Source organism: Rhodopseudomonas infernalis (assembly GCF_022271405.1).
Taxonomy (GTDB): Bacteria; Pseudomonadota; Alphaproteobacteria; order Rhizobiales; family Xanthobacteraceae; genus Rhodopseudomonas; species Rhodopseudomonas infernalis.
The window spans coordinates 55,660-79,157 of record NZ_JAJNAL010000015.1 but is presented as its reverse complement, the minus strand read 5'-3'; the positions used below and the strand labels follow the sequence as shown (position 1 = coordinate 79,157).

Genomic DNA, 23,498 nt, shown 5'->3' with positions numbered 1-23,498 from the left:
ATTTCGTACACGAGACCCGCAGCCCAAGTAGCTGCGGGCCGTATCAAGCCGGCGCGGATCAAGCGCCGGCACAGGGAGGTTTAGGATGACCAATGCGGTTTGGCCGATCAACCGCCGTCGCTTTCTGGCGGGGGCAGGGGGACTCACACTCGCAGCCGGCGGCCTGAGGGCCGCGGCCGCGGACGACGCGCCGCTGCGGCTGGGCGTGCTGACGGATATGTCGAGCCTCTATGCCGACACCACGGGGCCGGGCTCGGTTGCGGCCGCCAAGCTGGCGGTCGAGGACTTTCTCGCCGGCCCGCGGCAGTCCAAGCGCCCGATCGAAGTGATCAGCGGCGACCATATGAACAAGGCCGATCTCGGCGCCAACATCGCGCGGGAGTGGATCGATCGCGGCGGCGTCGACGTGGTGGTCGATCTGCCCAATTCGGCCGTCGCGCTCGCGGTGCGCAATATCGTGCAGCAGAAGAACAAAGCGATGCTGGTGACCGCATCGTCTTCGTCGGATCTCACCGGCAAGAGCTGCTCGCCGAACCTCGTGCATTGGACCTACGACACCTACGGGCTGACGACCGGCTCCGCCCGCGCCGTGGTGGCCGAGGGCGGCAAGACCTGGTTCGCGCTCACCGCGGACTACGCGTTCGGGCACGCCATGGAGCAGGACATCCGGCGGATCGTCGCGCAGCAGGGCGGCTCGGTGGTCGGCGGCGTGCGGGTGCCGATCAATACTCAGGACTTTTCGTCGTTCCTGCTGCAGGCCCAGGCCTCCAAGTCGCAGGTGATCGCGCTGATCAATGCCGGCGGCGACACCATCACGTCGATCAAGCAGGCGGTCGAATTCGGCATCACCCAGAGCGACCAGCGCGTGGTGGCGATGGTGCTGTATCTCAGCGACGTGCATTCGCTCGGACTGAATGTCGCGCAGGGGCTGCAGTTCGCCGAGTCGTTCTATTGGGACCTGAACGACGGCACCCGGACCTGGTCCAAGCGTTTCGCGGACCGCAACAGCGGCCGCTATCCGACTGCGCTGCAGGCGGGCGCTTACGGCGCCACGCTGCACTATCTCAAAGCGGTCGATGCACTCGGCGCCTCCAGCGACGGCAAGGCGGTGATCGAGAAGATGAAGGCGCTGCCGACCGACGATCCGCTGTTCGGCAAGGGCAGCATCCGGGCGGACGGCCGCAAGCTGCACAACATGTATCTGTTCGAGGTGAAGAAGCCGGCGGAATCCAAATATCCGTGGGACTATTACAAGCTGGTCAAGACCATTCCGCCCGAGGAGGCCTGGCGGCCGCTTCAGGACGGAGGCTGTGACTTCGTCAAGTCATGACCGCCGCGGTCGCAAGCAGCCACACCATAGCGCTGGTCACCGGCGGCGGTGGCGAGATCGGCCGGGCGATCGCGCTTCGCCTGGCGGAGACCGCTGAGGCGGTCGCGGTGGTCGATCTCGATCTCGCCGCAGCGGAAGAGACCGCCGCGGCAGTCGAAGCTCTCGGCCGCCGCGCGCTCGCGATCCGCGCCGATGTGTCCGACGAGGCCGATGCGGCCGGCTATGTGGAGGCGGCCGAGCAGAAGCTCGGCCCGATCGGCATCTTCGCCAATAATGCCGGCATCGAAGGCGTGGTGGCGCCGCTCGAGGACTATCCGGCCGAGATGTTCGATCGCGTCATGCGGGTCAACGTCAGGGGGATTTTTCTCGGGCTGAAGTTCGTGATCCCGCGGATGCGGCAGCGCGGGCAGGGCGCGATCATCAACACCGCCTCGACCTCGGCCATTCGGGGCCGCGCCGGGCTTGCCGGCTACGTCGCATCGAAGCACGCCGTGCTCGGCCTGACCCGCACCGCCGCGCTCGAACTGATCGGCAGCGCGATCCGCGTCAACGCCGTGCTGCCCGGGCCGATCGAATCCAGGATGATCCGCGAACTCAACAGGCAGGCCGGGGCCGATGGTAGCTCGCTGGCCCGCGCAGGATCGGCGCCCTACGGTCATCCGGACGACGTAGCCGCCGTCGTTGCCCTGCTGGCGTCCAACCAGACCCGCCACGTCCACGGCGCCGCCTGGGTGGTCGATGCCGGGATCACGGTGGCTTAGTTCAGGAGCCCCCGGCGAGGCCGCCGATCCGTTCCGACAGCGCGGCGGCAGCGGCGCGAAGCTCGGCTGCGATCGCCGCGGCCTCGGCTTTCGGGATTTGATCCTGGCGCACCAGCGGCACGGTCAGCGCCGCCACGGCGCGGCCGGTGGAGTCGATGATCGGACAGCAATAGGCCAGGATCCGCGTGTAGCCGTCGTCGTTCGAGAAATTGCCGCCCTCGGCGGAGATCCGGTCGAGCGCGGCGAGCGCTTTGCGCAGGCTGACGTGATCATTGTCGGCGATCACCTTGGCGAGTTCGTCGCGGCGGCCGGGTAGTTGAAATGCGGCCAGCACCTTGGCGGACGGATATTGCTGCGACAGCGGAAACACCGTACCGGCCTTCACCGACCAGCCCATCAGCCATTCCGGTTCGATCCGCGCGATCACCATGAACTGCTCGCCGTGCAGCACGGTGATGTGACACGACAGCTGAACCTTGGCAGCGAGTTGCTCCATCACCGGCAGCGCCGATTTGAGCAGTCGCTCGGTCGGCGGATGTTGTGAGGCGATGCGAAACAGCTTCAGCGTCAGAGCGTATTCGCCGGTCGACGGATCGCGGGCGACGTAACCGCGCCGCTCCAGAGCCACCAGCATGCGAAAGATCTCGCTGACCGAGCGGCCGACCCGCTCTGCTAACTGCCGCTGCGTCAGGCCGCGCGATTCGGTGGCCAGCGCTTCCAGCAGATCCAGCCCCTTCTCGAGCGCGGGCGCGGTCGGCTGGCTCTTTGCTTCCGGCTTGGTCATACGGCGTGGGTCAGGGCTGAGGGGGGAGGTTGGATGCGATCGACGCGTGGAGTGACGGCCGGCCGATTCCGTGTGGTCGTCTCACGTGAAGTTTCCGCGCTCCCATCCGGCTCTCAGCTCCGCTTCCTCTGAAAAAATCGCTGAAACGCGCTCACCGCTTCCTGCGACTTCATGCGTTCGCCGAACAGATGACTCTCCTGATCGATGCGGCGGACGATTTCGTCCGGCGGCGGGCGCAGCAGCTTGCGCGAGATTGCGACGGCTTCGGCCGGCAGGGCGCAGAGTTCGCGGGCGGCCTTGCGGGCTTCTTCCTCGGTGTGGCCGGGCGCCACCACGGCGTTGACGAAGCCGGCTTCGCGCGCCTGTTCGGCGCTCACCTTGTGGCCCATCACCAGCATGCCGAAGGCGCGCTGGTGGCCCATGGTGCGCGGCGCCAGCAGGCTGGAGGCGCCCTCCGGCACCAGGCCGAGCTGGATGAACGGCGTCGAGAATGTCGCGCTGGTCGAGGCCAGCACGTAGTCGCAGTGAAACAGCAGCGTGGTGCCGATGCCGATGGCGATGCCGTCGACCGCCGCGATGATCGGCTTCACATTGTGGGCCAGCGAATAGAGAAATTTGGTGGCGTTGTTGGCGCGCGCCGCGCCGCTGCTGTCGGTGCCGGCCTTGAGAAAATCGTCGAGATCGTTGCCGGCGGTGAACACGCCGGAGCCGCCGGTGATGATCAGGCAGCGGATGGCGGGATTGTTCTGCGCGGTGTCGATCGCGTCGCTCATCGCGCGATACATGTCCTGCGTCAGCGCGTTCTTCTTCTCCGGCCGGCGCATGGTGATGACGCGCGTGGCGTCCTCATCGGTGACGATCAGATGCTCCGTCATGGACTTTCCCCCAACCCGCTCGCCGGACTGCCGTCACGGCAGCCGCGTTTGCGGCGACTGTACACGATCGCCGCGCGCGCCAGAACGGGTTGCGACGAAAGACTCCCGTTTTCAACCCGTTGGAGGGGACGCCGAAGCGCGCCGCGGCGCGCCCCGGGTTTGCCACAAGGCCGGGAGCGGCCGTGTCAGGCGGTCAGCACGGCGTCGGCGGTCTGCAGGGCCGCCGCGGCGTCCACCACATTGCGCTCCAAGGCCCCGGCCTGCACCGCGACGCTTTCGGCGAAGAACCGCGCCAGCGTGACGTAGCGCGCCGGATCGGCGACGCCGTCGAGATTGCGCGCCGCCAGCGCTTCGGCGGCGAGCGAGCAGCCGCCGAGCGTCGCGCCGAACAGCCGCAGATACGGCGTCGCGCCGGCCAGCGCATCGTTCGTCGAGCTGCCGAGCTTGTCGAGCAGATACTTGCTGCTCCGCGTCAGCGCATCGAGCGCGTCGCGCAGCCGCGGGCCGGTGGCGCCGAACGCCGGATCGTTGCTCGCCTCGACATCCTTGATGATGCCGTCGAGTTCGCCGAGCAGCGCCCACACCGACTCGCCGCCATTGGCGCCGAGCTTGCGGGTGACGAGGTCGGTCGCCTGGATGCCGTTAGTGCCTTCGTAGATCGGCGCGATGCGGGCGTCGCGATAGTGCTGTGCGGCGCCGGTTTCTTCGATGAAGCCCATGCCGCCATGGATCTGCACGCCGAGCGAGGCGACCTCGGTGCCGATGTCGGTGGAGAACGCCTTGGCGATCGGCGTCAGCAGCGCGGCGCGCGCGGCGGCAGCGGCGCGCACCTTCGGATCGGCGCTACGTGCAGCGATATCGAGCGCGACGGCGGTGGCGTAGCAGATCGTCCGTGCCGCGCCGGTCATCGCCCGCATCGTCAGCAGCATGCGCTTGACGTCGGGGTGCTTGATGATCGGGTCGGAGCCCTTGCTGTCGCTGCCGATGGCGCGGCCCTGCTTGCGCTCCTGCGCATAGGCCAGCGCCTGCTGATAGGCGCGGTCGGCGATGCCGACGCCTTCCAGGCCGACGCCGAGACGGGCCTGATTCATCATCGTGAACATGCACTGCATGCCGCGATTTTCCTCGCCGATCAGATAGCCGATCGCGCCGCCCTGATCGCCCATCTGCATGGTGCAGGTCGGCGAAGCGTGAATGCCGAGCTTGTGCTCGACGCCGCTCGGGAAGATATCGTTGCGCGCCCCCAGCGTGCCGTCGCCGTTGACCAGGAATTTCGGAATCAGGAACAGCGAGATGCCCTTGGTGCCGGCGGGCGCATCGGGCAATCGTGCGAGCACGAAATGCACGATGTTGTCGGTCATGTCGTGGTCGCCGTAAGTGATGAAGATCTTGCTGCCGAAGATCTTGTAGCTGCCATCGGCGGCGCGCTCGGCGCGGGTGCGCAGCGCGCCGACGTCGGAGCCGGCCTGCGGTTCGGTGAGCTGCATCGTGCCGGTCCATTCGCCCGACACCAGCTTGCCGAGATAGATCTCCTTCAGCTCGTCACTGCCATGCTCATGCAGCGCGTCGATCGCCGACAGCGTCAGCAGCGGGCACAGCCCGAACGCCATGTTGGACGAGGCCCACAGCTCGGTGCACACCGCGTTGAGCGCGCTCGGCAGCCCCTGGCCGCCGAATGCCTCCGGCCCCGACACCGCGTTCCAGCCGGCGGCGATCCAGCGCTGATACGCATCCGGCCATCCCGGCGCGGTGGTGACGGCGTTGTGCTCGAGCTTGATGCCGTGCTTGTCACCGACCCGGTTCAGCGGCGCCAGGATGTCGGCGGCGAACTTGCCGGCCTCTTCCAGCACCTGCGCGGTGAGCTCGCTGTCGTAGTCGCCGAGATGCCCGGCCGCCACCGCGGCCTGCAGGCCCGCGCCGTGGTTGAGGGAGAGCAGAATATCGTCGATCGGAGCGCGATAGGTCATGTGAAGATCCCGGCTGACGGAGAATTGGTCCGCCTTCTTCCATGAAATCGGGCCGCTCTCAACCTTTCGTCGCGCCGGGCCTCTGGGCGGATCTTCGCGGGCGGTGGCCAGCCTGGGCGGTTGAAAACCTGCGGCTGTCTCTGTAGACCGGCGGAGCCGAGACATGATTCCGCCGCCGGCTCGAGCGAATGCGGCCGGCGGGCGATGGGGCGTAGCCAAGCGGTAAGGCAGGGGATTTTGATTCCCCCATGCGGAGGTTCGATCCCTCCCGCCCCAGCCAGTGCTCCCTCCAGTCGTTGAAATATCTACAGAAATCGTCTTGGCTGGAGAGCTGATGCGCAGCTCTGCGGCACATCGCAGTTGCGCGGGATGTGCTTGCGCAACGGATTCCCTCTCATTCGAGAGACGCAGTCGATGCTTGGCCGCGCCGGCAGCCTGATGCGATCGCCGCCAAGCTGGATTGATCGTATGTTTTCGGGAGCGTGAACACGACGAGCCGCTCTATGCCCGACGGCTTGCTGCTCAGCCGACTTGATCCTGGAAAACACCGTGATGGTCGTCGATCACGCGGGCCGCAACCCGTGGTGGTTCCAAATCGGCGCGGCGGCAACACCGCCCTCAACCGCCCTCTCACTCATCTTGGACACGCTTTGGCTTCGCGGCGGGGAGGGTGTGGCCTGCCTGGAGATCGAGCCGACATTCTTGGGGCATGATTCTTGGGCCATGGGGGCGAGAATCAGAGACCGTTGTTGCGAGCCGAATGAGATGAGACGCTGCCCAAGCGGAGCTCGGCGGTCACCGCGCACCTCACTACCAATCGCTCACTGTGGGACTTTTGGCTGCCATTTCGGATTTCACGACCAGATCAATCGCCGCACCACACTTTGGGCAGTGCCATCGGACAGCTTCGTATCCCGGACGCAAAGGACCACTGAGCAAGTTTTCAATAGCTCGACAGAGGTTGCAATAGTCATCGTCTTGCATGTGTACGGGCCAACCTTTGCGCTGAACTTGATTAGGCCAATTCAAAGAGCTTTTCGATTGGGAAGTTCCTGACAAAGCGATTTGTGTCCGGGTTTCAGTCTTCCATGCCGACTCGCTCGGCCCCGGTCGCGGTTTCGATGCGGAGGATCGGCGTCGAAACAAACTGTTCGATTTCAGATCCGTGTGGGATTTCCTGACGATGCCCTGATGCATCAGGGATGAAACGGACCGCCCGATAAGGTCTTCCTAAATTGACCATCGGAACTCGTCGGACAGTCTGTCAACTACTCTCTGAGTTGGACTGGCGTAGGCGCGATCATCGATATCACGCTGGTGAAGTCCGCAATCGCGCTCGATGGTCAGTTCGAGCGAGGAGACGCGGACTCAACTTGTTTCCGACCAGACGTGACTTGCCGCGGCCGGGTTCGACCGCTGCGAGTATCAGACGAGCGGGTGCGGATGGCACGGCGCTCAGCGATTCATTTGGGAGTTTTCGCTTGGCAGACGATCTGAACAAGGGTTGGCCGACGGGCCTGACAATCGCGGAGTCGGAAGAACTCCATAAGCATGTGGTCGACGGGACGCGCGTGTTCGGCGCGATCGCGATCATCGCGCACTTCCTGGCGTATGTTTATTCGCCCTGGCTGCACTGATCAGGAGTATCGATCATGAATCAAGGTAGACTCTGGACGGTCGTCAATCCTACCGTTGGCCTGCCGCTGCCGCTGCCGCTGCTGCTGGGCGGCGTGGCGACGATGGCGTTCCTCGTGCACTTCGCGGTGCTCGAAAACACCACATGGGTTTCGGCTTTCATGAACGGCAAGACCGTTGCCGTGGCACCGTCGACTCCGGTGGCTCCGGCCGCTCCGGCCAAGAAATAACAATCCACCTGGAAGCGGCGACCGCGATCAGGACGCCGCCTCCTCGTTCGACCCGTGCGCCGCCCCCCGGCTGATTGCGCGGCGACTGCTCCACACGGACCATCGATCGCCACGACGACTGCACTCACCGCAGTGGCTTGTCGAACAGCAGGACGGTTCTCGTCGGAGGGCTGCGGCCGGCGCGGCTCGCATTTTCACGTTCGTGAAAGGCGATTTTTACCAAGTGGCGGATGGTGCGCTCGGTTGGCGGGCCATAAGATGATCAAAAATCACGGGAGGTTCGGATGTCGGACAAGCCGCTTTTGTTTTCGCCGATGCAGATCAGCGAGCTGACGTTGAAGGATCGCGTCGTCGTCGCTCCGATGCATCAATATTCCGGCGAGGCGGAGTTTCCGACCGATTGGCCTCTCGTCAATGTGGGCCGTTTCGCTGCGGGTGGCGCCGGCCTTCAGCTGGGGCACACCGGCCGCCAAGGGAAAAATGCCTCGCACGGATTCGGCTGCAATCCCTCGACCTATCAGCGCGGCCTCGCCGAGGAAGGTTCGGCGCATGCGTGAGGCGCGCAGTTCAGCCGATATCATCGCGACGATCGAGGCGCGCCACCCGCCGGCGTGGGACCTGCTGAACGGACGGCTGGTCGGCTACGATGAAGCGCTGCGCCGCACCACGATGGAATGGAAGGCGGAAACGCGTCACTGCCATTCCGTGCCGGGACATCCCAGAGGCGGCATCGTACAGGGCGGCATCGTCACGGGATGGCTGGACGCCGCCATGGCGACGGCGTGCCATTTCCAGTCCGATCCCGGCACATCGGTCGCCAGTCTCGAGATCAAGGTGGCGTTTCTGCTCGCCGCCCATCCGGGAACCTACAGGTCGTACGGCAAGGTCGTCCGCATCGGCCGCACCATCGCGTTCCTGGAAGCCGAGCTCTACGACGCAGAGGATCGGCCGATCGCCACCGCGACATCGACCGCCGCGGTGCGCGCCGCCAAGTAACCCGGGCTGCGTCTTTCACGGATATGCAAGTGAGCCGCGCGTCAGTGGGACGGTTCGCGAACTCGAGCAAAAAGAGCTGCCGATCCTGGACGAGATCAAGCGCAGCGTGCACATGCTGAGCGCGCGAACTCGCAGGTCGCGTGATTTCCTTCGCGGCACGCTTGAGCCGAGCTGAAGCTGTATTCTGTCGGATCGCAAGCAAGCCGCAAAGGCCTTGCCGTTCTGTTTGCCGCCGACGTCGCCCGCGCTGGCAGGCGACGCGACATGATGGAGCGGGTCATCCCGAGCGGCGAGGAATACGCTCGCCGCTCGACGTGAGCATCAGCGACGTCTGTTGATCAGGACTTCTTCAACAGCGGACACTTGCTCTGGTCACGCGGAATATTGGCGTCGTCGGCCGGGACGGTTGCGACGACGTCATAGAAGTCCCACGGGCCCGTCGACTTCTCCAGAGGCTTGGCCTGCAGCAGATAATAGTCGTGGATGTGCATGCCGTCCTCGCGGACATAGCCCTTCTCGGAGAAGAAGTCGTTCACCGGCAGAGACCGGAATTTCTCCAGCACCGCGGCGGTGTCGAGCGATCCGGCGGCTTCGACGGCCTTGAGATAGTGCTTGGTGGCGGAATACATCCCGGCCTGAACCTGGGTCGGCATGCGGCCGACCTTGTCGAAGAAGCGCTTGCCGAATTCGCGCGAGGCGTCGTTGCGATTCCAGTAGAACGCCTCGGAGGTGTACAGGCCCTGCATGTTCTTCAGACCGACCGACTTCGCATCGGTGATCTGGAACAGCAGCGCCGCCACCTTCATCTTGCTCTTGAGTCCGAGCAGGCCGAATTCGTGAGCCTGCATCAGCGAGTTGGAGGTGTCCCCGCCGGCGTTGGCGAGCGCCAGCACGTTGGCGTTGGAGCTCTGGGCCTGCAATAGAAACGACGAGAAGTCGCTGGTGTTGAACGGATGGCGCACGGCGCCGACGAGCTTGCCGCCGTTCGCCTTGACCACCGCCGAAGCGTCGTTTTCGAACGCATGGCCGAAGGCATAATCTGCGGTCAGGAAGAACCATTGGTTTCCGCCCTGTCCAAGCAGCGCCTTCGCGGTGCTCCGCGCCAGCGTGGCGGTGTTGTAGGTCCATTGGAACGTGTTGGGAGAGCATTTTTCGTTGGTGATCGTCGAGGCGCCGGCCGACGACACGATCATCATCTTGTTCCGCTCGCGAACCAGATCGGACAGCGCGAGTGCGACCGCGGAGTTGCCGATGTCGAGAATGACGTCGACGCCTTCGGTGTCGATCCATCGCCGGGCGATGCCCGAAGCGGTGTCGGCCTTGTTCTGATGGTCGGCGAACACGAGCTCGATCGGTTGTCCCAGCAGCTTCCCGCCGAAATCGGCTATCGCCATCCTGGCGACCTCCACGGAGGCCGGCCCCGCGGCATCGGCATATTGGCCGGACTGATCGTTGAGCACGCCAAGCTTGACCGGCTTCGACGCCGGCGTCTGCGCGTGCGCCGAAGCGAGGCTCAGGAAGACCATCGATGCAGCCAGTATGGTTCTCATTGTTATCAACCTCCCTGTAAAGTTCCTGTTGGCGCTTGAACGCGCTCTCGATGTCACGACGCGACGGCGAATCTCATTCGGCCGCTTCGCGATACGGCTCCAATCCGTCCAGACGTTCGCCGCTGGTACGCAGAGCGCCGCCCCATTTGGCGAGCCACCATGCGTATTGCTCGGGCCACTTCTCGAAATTGCCGGTGAGCCCGAAATGCTCCGCGGCGTGCAGCGCCCAGAACGGATTGAACAGCATCTGGCGGGCGATGAAGATCAGGTCTGCTCTGCCGTCCTGCAGGATCTTCTCGGCAAGCTCCGGCGTTCGGATCATGCCGACCGCGCCGGTTGCAATGCCGGCTTCGTGGCGAATGCGTTCGGCAAACGGCACCTGGTAGCCCGGACCGCGTCCGAGATTGGCGTTGGTCGACCCGGCGCGCAGATTGCCTCCTGTCGAGCAGTCGACGAGATCGACGCCCAGTTCCTTGAGCTTGCGCGAGAACACCACGCTGTCCTCGATCTCCCAGCCGCCCTCGATCCAGTCGGTGGCCGAAACGCGGACGAACAAAGGTGTGGCGGAGGGGAGCGCGGCTCGCACCGCGCGTGTCACTTCCAGCGGAAACCGCATGCGGTTCTCGAGGCTGCCGCCGTATTCGTCGGTGCGAAAATTGGCGAGCGGCGTCAGGAAGGATTGCAGCAGATAGCCGTGCGCCATGTGGAGTTCGATGACGTCGAAACCGGCCAGCACGGCGCGGCGCGCCGCGGCGACGAACGCATCGCGCACGCCGATGAGGCCGTCCTTGCTGAGCGGGACAGGCGTCTGAAAACCGTCCGAGAAGGGCACGTCGGAGGGGCCGGTCGGCACCCAGCATTCCTCGCCCATCTCGATGTCGCGGTCGGTCAGATGGCTGTTGCCCCGGAACGCGCGCTGCTGGCTGGATTTGCGGCCGCCGTGATTGATCTGGATGGCCGCCTTCGCGCCGTGCGATTTGATGACGTGGACGATCTGGCGCATGCCGTCGATCTGGCCGTCCTCCCAGAGCCCCGGATCACCGTTGGTGATGCGGCCCTTTCGGCTGACGGAGGTCTGCTCGACGAAGACGAGCCCGGCGCCGCCCATGGCGAACTTGCCGTAGTGAACCAGATGAAACGGCGTGACGTAGCCGTTCTCGGCCGAATACATCCCCATCGGCGAGACGACGATGCGGTTGCTGAGCTCGACGCCGCGGAATGCAAGGCTTTCGAACAGCTTCACCATCTTCAATGCTCCTTCGAAATTGCGGGCCGCGATGCGCGCGCCGCGGCCGTCGTTGCTGCACCGTGTGTCGTCACGCCTGCGCGATGGCGCCGGACTGGCGCAGCGCGTCGATCTCTTTGTCGGATAGCCCGAGATATTCGGACAGCACCTCGCCATTGTGCTGGCCGAGACGCGCCGACGGCGTGTAGTCCGGCGCCACCGTGTCGTGCAGCACGAGCGGGCTGCGATGAACCAGGATGTCGCCGTATTCGGGATGCTCGATGTCGCGCAGCATGCCGCGGGCGTGGAGGTGTTTGTCTTCCGTCACTTCGCGCAGGTCGCGGACCGCCGCGCATGGCACGCGATTGACACGGCACAGCTCGGTGATTTCGTCGCGGGTGAGCTGCGACGACCAGTCCGACACGATCTGGTCGGTCAGGTCGATATGCTTCAGGCGGTCGAGCACCGTCTTCAAGCGCGCATCGTCGGTCAGCTCCGGTCGCCCCATCGCCCGCGTCAAGCCGGTCCAGTGGGCTTCGTTGACGCTGATGATCGCCACGTAGCCGTCGGACGCCGGATAGACATTGTAGGGCGCCTCCGCGAGTCCGCCGTGGCGATTGCCGGTGCGAGGAGCCGCGGCCTTGCGATTGAAGACATCGGCCAGATTCGACGCCATCGCCGGATAGACGGTCTCGACCATCGCGATCTCGACCAGCCGGCCGCGTCCGCTCTTTTCCCGGTCGTACAGCGCGGTCAGGATGCCGCCATACAGGTGCACACCGCTGATGAAGTCGGTGATCGCCGGACCTGCCTTGACGGGCGGGCCATCGGCGAAGCCGGTCACGCTCATGATGCCCGATATCGCCTGCACGGTCAGGTCCATCGCCAGATTGTCGCGATCGGGGCCCGACAGGCCGTAGCCGGTGGCCGAGCCGTAGATCAGCCGCGGATTGATGGCGCTGAGGGCGGCGTAGCCGACGCCCAGGCGATCGAGCACGCCCGGTGCGTAGTTCTCGATCAGCACGTCCGCCTTGGCGGCGAGCTCCTTCAGGATGGCGACTCCCTCGGGCGACTTCAGGTTAAGGCTGATGTTGCGCTTGTTCGCGTTCAGCATCGCGAAAGGAACGGCGTTGCCCTTGCTGATGCGGGCGCGATGACGCACCGGCTCGCCGTTCGGCGGCTCGACCTTGATGACGGTCGCGCCGGCCTGGGCCATCAGGAAACCGCAATACGGTCCCTGATACACCTGCCCGAGATCGATCACGATCACGCCGGCGAGCGGCGACGTCTTGTCGTTCTCCAAAATATCCTCTTCGGCGTCAGAAGTTGTACAGACGGGCGGGATTGTCGATCAGGATCTTCCGGCGGACGGCTTCGTCGGGCACGCATTCGTGCAGCAGGCGAAGCAGGTCCTGCAGATCCGGCATGGTCTCGGCGGTGTGGCCGACATGCGGCCAGTCGCTGCCCCACACCACCTGATCGGGCGCGGCCTCGACGATGGCCCGCATGAAGGGCGCCGTGTCCGCATAGGGGCGGCCGATCCGGGTGTTGCGGTCGGCGCCCGAAATCTTGGTCCAGTAGCGGCCGGTTTTCAGCCGGTCGGTGTAGGCGCGGAAGTCCGGATGCTCGTGCCCCTTGTCGGCCATGGTCCGCGACATGTGGTCGATCACGTAGTTCATCGGCAGCTTCTCGAGCTTGTCGGCGGCGGCGGCCAGATCCGAGCTCTCGATCCACAGCTGGGCGTGCCAGCCTCGCTCCGCCAGACGCGGCGCGAGCTCGACCAGATCGTCGTAGCTGGTGCCGAGCGTCGAGACCGGCTTGCCGTCCTGCCGGATCATGGTGATACGCACCGCCTTGAAGCCGGCGTCGGTGAGTTCATCGAGCCGTCGATCCGAGACGTCCGGCCGCAGGATCGCGACGGCGCGAAGCCTGTCGGGATAGCGGCGCAGCGCGTCGTAGGTGACGGCGTTGTCATCTCCGGATCCGACCGCGTGCACGATCACGCCGCGCGTGATGCCGAGCTTGTCCCAGATGCCGAAGGCGTCTTCGATCGTGAACGGCTTTGCGGCGGTGAAGCGCCCCTCGTCTCCGGGCGGAAAGCGATCGAACGGGCCGTAGATGTGGAAGTGACAGTCGCAGCTGCCTTCAGGCAATCGGTAGTTCATGCAAGCAGATCCCTGTTCGGTTTGAAGAGGTGTTGCCGTCGCGGCGCGCGGTGCCCCGGCTCGCGTCACGTCGCGACCCGAAGGTTGATGCTGAGGATTGTGATGGCCGCGCGGAGGCTCGACTCGACGACGGAGGAGCCCGCACCGCGACCGCTCGAAATCAGCTGATCGCAGCAGACAATGTCATGCCCTGCTCCATGAAGCCTCCCTGTCAGCGTGCGCCATCTTGAGTGGTCGCTTTTGCTTGTTGGGCGGTTGTGACGCCGCAGCCTTGCCGGCCGATCGCAACACTAGGATTCCTGCGCTCGCGAGTCCACCCGTTCCAGATATATGGTTCCATTTCTATGTATATGGAAAAGTCTAGCGGCCGGGATCGCGCGGAGCTAAGCTGCAGCGCGCTTCTGGTGGTCCTCGCCGAGCGCCGGCTTCGCGAGCAGGAATTTCCGCGTAGGTGCAGATGACAGACTCCAGTATCAAGTCAGCCAAGCGAGTCTTCGAGGTCCTCGAGTACTTCGAGGACGTGAAGCGCCCGATCTCGCTCAAGGAGCTCGCGGCGAAGTGCGACTATCCGACATCGAGCGCGGCCGCCTTGCTCAAGAGCATGGCGATGCTCGGCTACCTGTTCTACGACAGCTACAATCGCACCTACATGCCGACGATGCGCATTTCCCAGATGGGACGCTGGCTGGACACGGGGCTGTTCGGCGACAGCGCAATTCTCGCGCTGGTCGATTTCGTTCACGGCAAGCTCGACGAACTCGTCAACATCAGCACGCAATCCGATCTGCACGCGCAATACATCTACGCTGTGCAGACCCGCAAACGTTTGCGGTTCGAGGTGAAGCCCGGCGATGTCCGGCCGCTGGCGATCAGCGGGATCGGGCGCACGCTGCTCAGCGGTCACACCGACGCCGAGATCGCACGGCTGCTCCGCCGCATCAACGCGGTGTGCCCGCCGGAAGAACACTTCGAGCTGAAGGCGTTGATGAAGATCGTCAACAATATCCGGCGCGACGGCTTTATGTTCTCGAAGCACATCATCGTACAAGACGCCGGCGTGATCGCAGTGCTGCTGCCGAAGCGCGACTTCGGACGCAGCCTCGTGCTCGGCGTCGGCGGACCGGTTTCTCGGCTCGAGGAACGGCAGGACGAAATCCTCGCGTGTATTCGCGAAGGCATCGCGCGCTTTATGCCTTGAGCCAGGGACTTGGCGCAAAAGCGCGCGGCTCCCAGTGCTCGGCGGCGGCAGACGACGATTTCAGTTGCGGGTCCGGAACCGACGCGGTTCGCCCGATGTTGCCCCGAGGCGCCAAGTGGATGCCGGGGGCCCGATCGCAGGGGCGCCGCGATCCCGCAGGCGACGATAGCAGGTCGACAGGAGCGTGAGGATGATCGAGGAAAATTCCGGCAGGACAGAGCAGGCGCTAGGTCGGGAGTCCGGAGGCCGTCCCGCCGAGGACCGGTCCGACCCCGCGCGCGACCCAAATCCCGCGGGACCGCACGCGGAGCCCGAACTGACCGACAAGAGCAAGACACCAGGCAGCGGCATGTTGCCTGAACCCGAGGACGACGCCACCGAGGCGCCGAGCGGCTGATCGCCGCCGTGCGTTTGGCGGGTAGACGACCTCCGCGGAAATGTCGCTAGCGCGTTGGTTGCGCAGCCACAAAATCGTCCATGCTCTTACTTAGCCAGGTCAGGAAGCTGCGCGCTTTGCGATTGAGGGGGCGGCCTTTCGGTCGCACCACGTAGTGCGCCAGCTTGCGTTCGAATGGCGCATCGAACAGCGGCACCAGCGTTCCGTCGGCAATTTCGTTGCGTAGCAGATGGATCTGGCCGATCGCCACGCCGACACCCTCGGCAGCGGCCTGATAAGTCAGGATCGACGACGAGAAGCTGATCTCGTTGCTGGACAGTAGATCGGTGCGGTTCACGGCCGCCAGCCAATCGTGCCAGTCGGTGCGGCGATAATGCGAGTGCAGCATCTGCACTCGCCGGAGATCGTCCACCTCCACCAGCCGCGCGCTCCTGAGCAGCTTCGGACTGCACACCGGCTGAATGAGATCCGTGAACAGCAACTCCGAAACGACGCCCGGCCAGTTGCCGTCGCCGAACTGGATTGCGAGATCGACGCGGTCCTTGGCGAAGTCGATCGGGGCGACCACGTTGCTGATGTTCAGCCGGATGTTCGGATGCGCGACGTGAAATGATGGCAGCCGCTGGATCAGCCATTTCGACGCGAAGGTCGTGTAGGCGCGGATCTTGAGCGGCTCGACCCGGCGGGTCTCCTTGAGGTTGGCGGCCGCGGTCCGGATGATGTGAAATGCAGGCGAGACCTCGCGCTGAAACTGCTCGCCCGCCGGCGTCAGCCGGATGCCCTGCTTGTCACGCTCGAACAGCCGAACGCCGAGAAAGTCTTCCAGTGTGCGGACCTGTCGGCTGATCGCCGGCTGCGTGACGCGCAGCTTTTCGGCCGCCTTGGTGAAGCTGCCGAGCCGGGCCGCGACTTCGAACACGTGCAGCGGGTTCAGCGGCGGAAGCCACTCCGACTGAGGCATTTCCTTCTCGGCCATGACTCGCCTCTGACATTACAAAATGTAATAAAGCAATAACCGATGCACAGTTGCCCGTCCAGCGCTGCGCTGGGAAACAGGGGCCACCTTGATCTGCGGCGGACCCATGGATTTCCAACTCACAGAAGAACAACAAGCTTTCGCCACCTCGGTTCGGCGCTTCGCCGAAGCCCATCTGAAGGATGGTGCGCTGGCGCGCGCGCACGATCCGCATTTTCCGTTCGAGACCGCGAAGCTGCTCGCCGAGCAGGGACTGCTCGGCATCCCGTTCGATCCGGAGGATGGTGGCCAGGGCGGCACGTTGATGGACGCGGTGATCGCGATCGAGCAGGTCGCCGCGGTGTGTCCGCGCAGCGCCGATATCGTGCAGGCCGGCAATTTCGGTCCGATCCGCACGTTCGTGGAATATGCGACGCCCGAGCAGAAAGCGCGCTTCCTGCCCGACCTGCTCGCCGGCCGCAGCTGCATCAGCCTCGGCATGAGCGAGCCCGACGCCGGCTCCGCGGCGACCGAGCTGAAGACGTCTGCGACCGCCGACGGCGACGATTACTTGATCAACGGCAGCAAGGTGTTTGGCACCCACAGCCCGGATGCGGCGGTGTACCTGGTCTATGTCCGGTTCGGGCCGGGCGTCGGCGGCATCGGCTCGGTGCTGATCGAGCGCGGCACGCCTGGCTTCACGGTCGGCAAGCCGACCGCCTTCATGAGCGGCGAGCAATGGAGCCAGCTCTATTTCGAGAGCTGCCGGATCCCCGCCGCCAACGTGCTGCTCGGGCTCGGCGGCTTCAAGAAGCAGATTTCCGGTTTCAACGTCGAACGGCTCGGCAATTCGGCGCGGTCGCTGGCGCTCGGGCGCCATGCCTTCAATCTGGCGCGCGAGCATGCGCTGATCCGCATGCAGTTCGGTCGTCCGCTTTGTGAGTTTCAGGGCCTGCAGTGGAAATTCGCCGACATGGCGCTGAAGCTGGAATCGGCGCAGCTGCTGCTGTATCGCGCCGCAAGTATCACCGAGGGCCTGCCGTCGCCGTATCAGACCGCGATCGCCAAGCTCGCCTGCAATCAGGCCGGCTTCGAGGTGGCGAACGAGGCGGTGCAGATCATGGGCGGGCTCGGCTACAGCCAGGAGTCGCTCGCCGAATATTGCATGCGCCGAACCCGCGGCTGGATGATCGCCGGCGGCTCCACCGAAATCCTCAAGAACCGGATAGCCGAAGACGTGTTCGAGCGCCGCTTCGATCAGCGCGGATCTGTGGCACGTGCCGCCGAATAGCGCCCCAACGTCGAGCTGGGCGCAGGCGCTGCTGGCGCCGCGCAGCATCGCGCTGGTCGGCGCGTCCGACGATCTGTCGAAGACGTCGTCGCGGCCGCTGCAATATCTGCGGCGCGCCGGTTATCAGGGCACGATCTATCCGATCAATCCGCGGCGCGCGACGGTGCTCGGCGAGACCGCGTGGCCGTCGCTCGATGCGTTGCCCGCGGTGCCGGATCACGCCTTCATCCTGACGCCGACCGATGACGCGATCGCCGCAGCCGAAGCCTGTGCGCGGATAGGCATTCCGGTGGCGACGATTCTGGCATCGAATTTTTCCGAGGGCGGCGAGGCAGGGCTCGCGCGGGTCGAACGGCTGAAGGCGATCTGCGCGGCGAGTTCGCTGCGCATCCTCGGCCCGTCCAGCCTCGGCGCCATCAATCTGCACAGCCGCACCATCATCACCGCCAACGCGGCGTTCGCCGAGAGCGACCTGCCGCGCGGCGGCATCTTCGTCGCGTCGCACAGCGGCAGCCTGCTCGGCGGCCTGATCTCGCGTGGCAAGGCGCGCAATGTCGGCTTTGCCGGGCTAGTGTCGGTCGGCAACGAGATCGATCTCAGCCTCGGCGAGATCTGCGCCGCCACGTTGGATGATCCGAACGTGACCGGCTACATGCTGTTCCTCGAAAGCATCCGGCGCGCGCAGGACCTGCGTGACTTCGCGCTCGCGGCTGCGGACCGCGGCAAGCCGGTGGTCGCCTACAAGCTGGGCCGCTCCGCAGTGGCGGCCGAACTGGCGTTGTCGCACACCGGCGCGCTGGCCGGCGAAGACGACGTCGCGGCCGCGTTCCTGGCCGACTGCGGCATCGCCCGCGTGAACAATTTCGAGACCCTGATCGAGACGCTGCCGCTGTTGCACAAGCTGCCGGCGCGCCCGGCCGGTCAGCACACTCGGCGCGTCGGCGTCGTGACCACGACCGGCGGCGGCGCCGCCATGGTGGTCGATGAGCTCGGCATCCGTGATATCGAGGTGGTCAAGCCGACCCACGCCACGTTCGATCGTCTCGGCGAAGCCGGCGTCACGGCGCAGCACGAGCGGATCATCGACCTGACGCTGGCCGGCACCCGCTACGAGGTGATGAAGGCCGCGCTGCAGACGATGCTGACGGCGCCCGAGTTTGATGTCGTGGTCGCCGTCACCGGTTCGTCCGCGCGGTTTCAACCCGACCTCGCCGTCAAGCCGGTGATCGACAGCGCCGGTTCTGCCAAGCCGCTGGTCGCCTTCGTGGTGCCCGACGCGCCCGATGCGCTGGCGATGCTCACCCAGGCCGGCGTGCCCAACTTCCGCACGCCGGAGAGCTGTGCCGACGCCATCAGCGCGGCGCTGCTACGCCGGCAGCCGCGGCGTGAGTTGCCATTGCTGCGACCGCTCGCCGGCGCCACGCGCCAGCTCGACGAGATGCAGGCCTATCGGTTGCTCGATCGCCTCGGCATCGCTCATGCGCCCGCTGTCGCGGTCGAGGTCGGCGCGCAGGCCGTCGACTTACCCTTCGCCTATCCGGTCGCCGTGAAGCTGTTGTCGGCCGAGATCGCGCACAAGACCGAAGTCGGCGGTGTCGTCCTCAACGTCGGCGACGAAGCCGGCGTCAAGCAGGCTGCATCCAAGATCGCCACGAATGTCGCGGCGCATCGGCCGGGCGCCACGCCGACGCAGGTGCTGGTGCAGCCCATGACGTCGGGCCTCGGCGAGATGCTGCTCGGCTACCGGGTCGATCCGGAGGCCGGGCCCATCGTGCTGCTCGCGGCCGGCGGCGTGTTCACCGAGATCTATCGCGACCGCAGCATCCGCCTCGCGCCGGTGGATCTGGGCGCCGCGCGCGAGATGATCGACGAGCTGGCGATCACCCGCGTATTCCGCGGCTTCCGCAACAAGCCGCACGGCGATCTCGACGCGCTGGCGCAGGCGATCGTTGCGTTGTCGCGGCTCGCGGTCGATGAAGAGGTTCACGTGCGCGACGCCGAAATCAACCCCCTGATCATCAACGCGGTGGGGAGCGGCGTCGTCGCGGTCGATGCGCTGGTCGCGCTCGCCGACAAGGAGGACACATGATCGAAAGCCTGACATCCAGGGTCAATGCGGACGAGATGCTGGTGAAGCGTGGACGCTTTCTGTCGACCACGCTGCTGCTCGCGGTCGGACCGACCGATTGGCTGGTGACGATCGCCGAAGGCCGCATCGTGTCGGTGACACGCGGCCCGTTCGTGATGCCGTCGTGGTCGTTCGCGCTGCGCGCGTCCGAGGAGGAATGGGCGCAGTTCTGGGCCGCGAAGCCGCGGCCGGGCTCGCACGACCTGATGGCGCTGATCAAGCGGCGCACCCTGAAGGCCGAGGGCAATCTGCAGATCTTCATGGCCAATCTGCGCTACTTCAAGGAAGCGCTGGCGAAACTACGTGCGACGGGAGCCTCGGCATGACCGCCTCGTTCGAGCCCGTCATCGGGCGCTATCTCAATCTCGACCTGTTTGGTCGGCCGCACCGCATTTATGTGGAAGAGGCCGGCTCCGGCACGCCGCTGCTCTGCCTGCACACGGCGGGCGCCGACGGCAGGCAGTATCGCGGCCTGATGAACGATGCCCGGGTCACCGCGACGCATCGTGTCATTGCCTTCGACATGCCCTGGCACGGCAAGTCGTCGCCGCCCGCCGGCTGGCACAACGAAGAGTATCAACTCAGCTCGGCGCAATACACCACCATGATCCTCGAGATCATGACGGCGCTGGAGCTCGATCGTCCGATCGTGATGGGCTGCTCGATCGGCGGCCGGATCGTCCTGCATCTCGCGCTCGAGCATCCCGAACGCTTCCGCGCCATCATCGGCCTGCAGGCCGGTGCGCATGTCGATCCGTATTACGATCTGAGCTTCCTGCATCGGCCGGACGTGCACGGCGGCGAAGTCTGCGCCGCGATCGTGTCGGGCCTGGTCGGCCCGGACGCGCCCGACAAGGAGCGCTGGGAAACGCTGTGGCACTACATGCAGGGCGGCCCCGGCGTGTTCAAGGGCGACCTGTATTTCTACAAGCAGGACGGTGACATCCGCGACCGCGTCGCGCAGATCGACACCACGAAGTGCCCGCTGTTCCTGCTGTCCGGCGAGTACGACTACTCGTGCACGCCGGAAGAGACGCTGGCGGTCGCGCGCAGCATTACGGGCAGCAGCGTGGCGATCATGAAGGGCCTCGGCCATTTTCCGATGAGCGAAGATCCCGAGGCCTTTCTCGGCCATCTGCTGCCGGTGCTCGCGGCCATCAAGTAAGCGGCAGGCGGCTTTCGCGCCGGCTCATAAAACACAAGGGAGGATTGAAATCGTGAAGCTGCAAACCTGTCTGGCGACCGCCGCCGTGTTGATGTCGGTGGCGTCGGCCTCGGCCGAAATCTCCAACGGCACCGTAAAGATCGGCGTGCTCACCGATATGTCAGGGCCCTACGCCGATAACGTCGGCGCCGGCTCGGTGCTGGCCGCCAAGATGGCGGTCGAGGATTTCGGCGGCAAGGCCGCCGGCATGCCGGTCGAGGTGATCTCGGCCGACCACCAGAACAAGGCTGATATCGGCCTCGCGCTGGCGCGCAAATGGTACGACACCGAGGGTGTCGACACCATCACCGAGGTGGTGTCGTCGGGTGTGGCGCTCGCCGTGCAGCAATTGTCGCGCGACAAGGACAAGGCATTCCTCGCGACCGGCCCCGGCACCCCGGATCTCACTGGCAAGGCGTGCTCGCCGGTCGGCGTGCACTGGGCCTACGACAACTATGCGCTGGCGAACGTCGCGACCGCGCCGCTGGTGAAGAAGGGCCTCAAGAGCTGGTATTTCCTCACGGCCGACTACAGCTTCGGCCAGGCGCTCGAAGCCGAAGCCAGCAAGGTGATCCTCGCCAACGGCGGCACCGTGCTCGGCTCGTCGAAGCATCCGCTCAATTCGTCGGACTTCTCCTCCTATCTGCTGCAGGCGCAGGCCTCCAAGGCGCAGGTGATCGGTCTCGCCAACGCCGGCGCCGACATGATGACGGCGCTGAAGCAGGCCAACGAGTTCGGCCTGACATCGGGCGGCCAGAGCATCGCCGCCTTGCTGGTCAATCTCCCGGACATCCATGCGCTCGGCCTCAATAGCGCCAAGGGCCTGATCTTCGCCGACAGCTTCTATTGGGACGCGAACGACAAGACCCGGGAATGGAGCAAGCGCTTCATGGCGCGGTTCGGCGGCAAGGCGCCGGGTAGCCTGCAGGCCGCGGTGTATGGCGCGGTGACGCATTATTTGAAGGCTGTCGACGCCACCAAGAGCGATGCCGGCTCGGTGGTGGTCGCCGAGATGAAGAAGATGCCGATCAACGATTTCTACACCACCAACGCCAGCATCCGCGAGGACGGGCGTGTCATCCGCGACATGTATCTGCTGCAGGTGAAGCAGCCTTCCGAGTCGAAGTATCCGTGGGATTACTACAAGATCCTCTCCACGGTTCCGGGCGACCAGGCGTTCCGTCCGCTCAAGGATGGCAATTGCCCGCTGGTGAATGCGGCGAAGTAACCGCTCTGCGCCATTGACGTGACAGACCGGCGGGCGCGGATCGGCGCGCCCGCCGGACAAGGGAGACGGACCGTGATCGATTATCCTGCGTTGCGCCTGCTGATCGACGGTCGATGGCTGGATGCTGCCGGGCGCAACGCCGAGCCGGTGTTGAATCCCGCGACCGGCGCAGTGCTCGGCGAACTGCCGCATGCGCGTGCGGCCGATCTCGACGAGGCGCTTGCCGCCTCGGCGCGTGGACACGAGGTCTGGCGCAAGATGTCCGCGGTCGACCGCGGCCGGATTTTGCAGCGCGCCGCGACGCTGATCCTGGATCGCCGCGAGGCCATCGCCAGTCTGATCACGCTCGAGCTCGGCAAGCCGATGGCTGAATCGCGGGTGGAAGTCGAGACCGCGGCCGGCATCTTCGCCTGGAATGCCGAGGAAGGCCGTCGCGCCTACGGGCGGGTGATCCCGTCGCGCAATCCGGCCATCCAGCAGATTGCGGTGCGCGAGCCGCTCGGCCCGATTGCGGCGTTCGCGCCGTGGAATGCGCCTGCGATCACGCCCGCCCGCAAGATCAGCAGCGCGCTCGCGGCCGGCTGCTCGGTGATCATCAAGCCCTCGGAAGAAACCCCGGCGACCGCTCTGGCCATCGCCGAGCTGTTGCAGGAAGCCGGACTGCCGGCCGGCGTGCTGAACGTGGTGTTCGGCCAGCCGGCGATGATTTCGGATGCCCTGGTCGGCTCGCCGATCATTCGCGGCATCACGTTCACCGGCTCGACCGCGATCGGCAAGCAGCTCGGCGCGCTGGCCGTGCAGACGATGAAGCGGATGACACTCGAACTCGGCGGCCATGCGCCGGTGGTCATCTTCGGCGATGTCGATCCGGAAGCCGCCGCGGTCTCGGCGGTGGCGGCGAAGTTCCGCAATTCCGGTCAGGTCTGCACCTCGCCGACACGCTTCTTCGTGCACGAGTCGATCCACGACCGCTTCGCCGCGAAGCTGTCGGAGCTCGCCAACGGCTTGGCCGTGGGTGACGGCTTCGATGCGGCCACCAGGATGGGACCGCTGGCGAATGCGCGGCGGGTCGAGGCGATCGAGCGCTTCGTCGACGATGCGCGATCGCGCAGCATTGCCGTGTCCGCTGGCGGCGTGCGCTGCGCAGAGCGTGGCTTCTTCTTCCGGCCGACCGTGCTGACGCAGGTCGATCAGGACTGCATGGCCTCCAATGTCGAGCCGTTCGGCCCGCTGGCGGCCACGGCGTCGTTCCGGACCAGGGATGAAGCCATCGCGCTCGCCAACCGGCTGCCGTTCGGCCTGGCCTCCTATGTGATGACCAACGACCTGCGCAACGCGGCCGCGATGGCCGACGGCATTGCGGCCGGCAACGTCATCATCAATCACTGGCAGGCCTCGCTGCCGGAAACGCCGTTCGGCGGCTACAAGGACAGCGGCGTCGGCAGCGAAGGCGGCATCGAAGGCCTGCAGGATTTCCAGTCGCTCAAATACGTCAGCCAGTTCTCCGGCTAGCCCGGCGCTCTCGCCGTCACGGCCGATGGAACTTCGAGCGGCTCGCCGCGATTGACGGCACGCGCCG

Annotated in this window: 22 protein-coding genes and 1 tRNA gene; 15 read left to right on the top strand and 8 right to left on the bottom strand. The window is 65.5% G+C overall.

Annotated features, from left to right (window positions below; translation table 11 throughout):
• Positions 1-85: 85 nt before the first annotated feature.
• Positions 86-1,330, top strand: coding sequence for an ABC transporter substrate-binding protein (locus tag LPW26_RS12480; RefSeq protein WP_238735609.1), 1,245 nt, complete (start codon positions 86-88; stop codon positions 1,328-1,330).
• Positions 1,327-2,091 (top strand): SDR family NAD(P)-dependent oxidoreductase, encoded by a 765-nt coding sequence (locus LPW26_RS12475; protein ID WP_238735608.1) that lies wholly within the window; start codon positions 1,327-1,329, stop codon positions 2,089-2,091. Before LPW26_RS12480 ends, LPW26_RS12475 begins: the two co-directional genes overlap by 4 nt.
• A 1-nt stretch (position 2,092) precedes the next feature.
• Here LPW26_RS12475 and LPW26_RS12470 read toward each other — a convergent pair whose 3' ends face one another.
• From LPW26_RS12470 to LPW26_RS12460, 3 genes are all read right to left on the bottom strand, one after another.
• Positions 2,093-2,875 (bottom strand): IclR family transcriptional regulator, encoded by a 783-nt coding sequence (locus LPW26_RS12470; RefSeq protein ID WP_238735606.1) that lies wholly within the window; start codon positions 2,873-2,875, stop codon positions 2,093-2,095.
• A 113-nt stretch (positions 2,876-2,988) separates the two neighbouring features.
• The gene (locus LPW26_RS12465; RefSeq protein WP_238735604.1) at positions 2,989-3,750 is read right to left on the bottom strand and encodes a crotonase/enoyl-CoA hydratase family protein; all 762 of its coding nucleotides are present in this window, start codon (positions 3,748-3,750) and stop codon (positions 2,989-2,991) included.
• A 185-nt stretch (positions 3,751-3,935) separates the two neighbouring features.
• On the bottom strand, positions 3,936-5,717 hold the full coding sequence (locus tag LPW26_RS12460) for an acyl-CoA dehydrogenase (protein ID WP_238735602.1): 1,782 nt from the start codon (positions 5,715-5,717) through the stop codon (positions 3,936-3,938).
• A 205-nt stretch (positions 5,718-5,922) separates the two neighbouring features.
• On the opposite strand from LPW26_RS12460, the gene LPW26_RS12455 reads away from it, so the two are divergent.
• From LPW26_RS12455 to LPW26_RS12435, 5 genes are all read left to right on the top strand, one after another.
• Positions 5,923-5,997, top strand: a tRNA-Gln gene (locus tag LPW26_RS12455).
• A gap of 1,201 nt (positions 5,998-7,198) precedes the next feature.
• The gene (gene pufB, locus LPW26_RS12450) at positions 7,199-7,354 is read left to right on the top strand and encodes a light-harvesting antenna LH1, beta subunit (protein ID WP_238735601.1); all 156 of its coding nucleotides are present in this window, start codon (positions 7,199-7,201) and stop codon (positions 7,352-7,354) included.
• A 15-nt stretch (positions 7,355-7,369) separates the two neighbouring features.
• Entirely contained in the window at positions 7,370-7,582 is a 213-nt protein-coding gene (locus LPW26_RS12445) for a light-harvesting protein (protein WP_238735599.1), read from the top strand.
• Between the two features lie 314 nt (positions 7,583-7,896).
• Entirely contained in the window at positions 7,897-8,139 is a 243-nt protein-coding gene (locus tag LPW26_RS12440; RefSeq protein ID WP_238735597.1) for a hypothetical protein, read from the top strand.
• On the top strand, positions 8,132-8,578 hold the full coding sequence (locus LPW26_RS12435) for a PaaI family thioesterase (protein ID WP_238735595.1): 447 nt from the start codon (positions 8,132-8,134) through the stop codon (positions 8,576-8,578). Before LPW26_RS12440 ends, LPW26_RS12435 begins: the two co-directional genes overlap by 8 nt.
• A 338-nt stretch (positions 8,579-8,916) precedes the next feature.
• On the opposite strand, the gene LPW26_RS12430 is transcribed toward LPW26_RS12435, so the two are convergent.
• The 4 genes from LPW26_RS12430 to LPW26_RS12415 form a co-directional block, all read right to left on the bottom strand.
• Positions 8,917-10,128 (bottom strand): ABC transporter substrate-binding protein, encoded by a 1,212-nt coding sequence (locus LPW26_RS12430; RefSeq protein WP_238735593.1) that lies wholly within the window; start codon positions 10,126-10,128, stop codon positions 8,917-8,919.
• A 73-nt stretch (positions 10,129-10,201) separates the two neighbouring features.
• Positions 10,202-11,374, bottom strand: coding sequence for an NADH:flavin oxidoreductase/NADH oxidase (locus LPW26_RS12425; protein WP_238735592.1), 1,173 nt, complete (start codon positions 11,372-11,374; stop codon positions 10,202-10,204).
• A gap of 70 nt (positions 11,375-11,444) precedes the next feature.
• Positions 11,445-12,656, bottom strand: coding sequence for a CaiB/BaiF CoA transferase family protein (locus tag LPW26_RS12420; RefSeq protein ID WP_238735591.1), 1,212 nt, complete (start codon positions 12,654-12,656; stop codon positions 11,445-11,447).
• 16 nt (positions 12,657-12,672) lie between these two features.
• The gene (locus LPW26_RS12415; RefSeq protein WP_238735590.1) at positions 12,673-13,518 is read right to left on the bottom strand and encodes an amidohydrolase family protein; all 846 of its coding nucleotides are present in this window, start codon (positions 13,516-13,518) and stop codon (positions 12,673-12,675) included.
• A 457-nt stretch (positions 13,519-13,975) separates the two neighbouring features.
• Between LPW26_RS12415 and LPW26_RS12410 the strand changes: the two genes are divergently transcribed.
• Together LPW26_RS12410 and LPW26_RS12405 are read left to right on the top strand one after the other, a co-directional pair.
• Positions 13,976-14,716 (top strand): IclR family transcriptional regulator, encoded by a 741-nt coding sequence (locus LPW26_RS12410; RefSeq protein WP_238735589.1) that lies wholly within the window; start codon positions 13,976-13,978, stop codon positions 14,714-14,716.
• Positions 14,717-14,906: 190 nt separating this feature from the next.
• Positions 14,907-15,113: a hypothetical protein gene (locus LPW26_RS12405; protein WP_238735588.1), complete on the top strand. Its 207-nt coding sequence runs from the start codon at positions 14,907-14,909 to the stop codon at positions 15,111-15,113.
• Positions 15,114-15,159: 46 nt separating this feature from the next.
• On the opposite strand, the gene LPW26_RS12400 is transcribed toward LPW26_RS12405, so the two are convergent.
• On the bottom strand, positions 15,160-16,089 hold the full coding sequence (locus LPW26_RS12400) for a LysR substrate-binding domain-containing protein (protein WP_238735587.1): 930 nt from the start codon (positions 16,087-16,089) through the stop codon (positions 15,160-15,162).
• A 106-nt stretch (positions 16,090-16,195) separates the two neighbouring features.
• On the opposite strand from LPW26_RS12400, the gene LPW26_RS12395 reads away from it, so the two are divergent.
• The 6 genes from LPW26_RS12395 to LPW26_RS12370 all read left to right on the top strand — a co-directional run bounded on the left by LPW26_RS12395 (position 16,196) and on the right by LPW26_RS12370 (position 23,431).
• Positions 16,196-17,359 (top strand): acyl-CoA dehydrogenase family protein, encoded by a 1,164-nt coding sequence (locus LPW26_RS12395; RefSeq protein ID WP_238735586.1) that lies wholly within the window; start codon positions 16,196-16,198, stop codon positions 17,357-17,359.
• Entirely contained in the window at positions 17,346-19,448 is a 2,103-nt protein-coding gene (locus tag LPW26_RS12390; protein ID WP_238735585.1) for an acetate--CoA ligase family protein, read from the top strand. Before LPW26_RS12395 ends, LPW26_RS12390 begins: the two co-directional genes overlap by 14 nt.
• Positions 19,445-19,813, top strand: a complete 369-nt coding sequence (locus LPW26_RS12385; protein ID WP_238735583.1) for a hypothetical protein — start codon at positions 19,445-19,447, stop codon at positions 19,811-19,813. The genes LPW26_RS12390 and LPW26_RS12385 overlap by 4 nt, the downstream gene beginning before the upstream one ends.
• Positions 19,810-20,652: an alpha/beta fold hydrolase gene (locus LPW26_RS12380; protein ID WP_238735580.1), complete on the top strand. Its 843-nt coding sequence runs from the start codon at positions 19,810-19,812 to the stop codon at positions 20,650-20,652. Before LPW26_RS12385 ends, LPW26_RS12380 begins: the two co-directional genes overlap by 4 nt.
• A gap of 58 nt (positions 20,653-20,710) precedes the next feature.
• Positions 20,711-21,919 carry an ABC transporter substrate-binding protein gene (locus tag LPW26_RS12375; protein WP_406677496.1) on the top strand — a complete coding sequence of 403 codons (1,209 nt, stop codon included), beginning with the start codon at positions 20,711-20,713 and terminating at the stop codon, positions 21,917-21,919.
• 72 nt (positions 21,920-21,991) lie between these two features.
• Entirely contained in the window at positions 21,992-23,431 is a 1,440-nt protein-coding gene (locus LPW26_RS12370; protein ID WP_238735577.1) for an NAD-dependent succinate-semialdehyde dehydrogenase, read from the top strand.
• Positions 23,432-23,498: the final 67 nt, after the last annotated feature.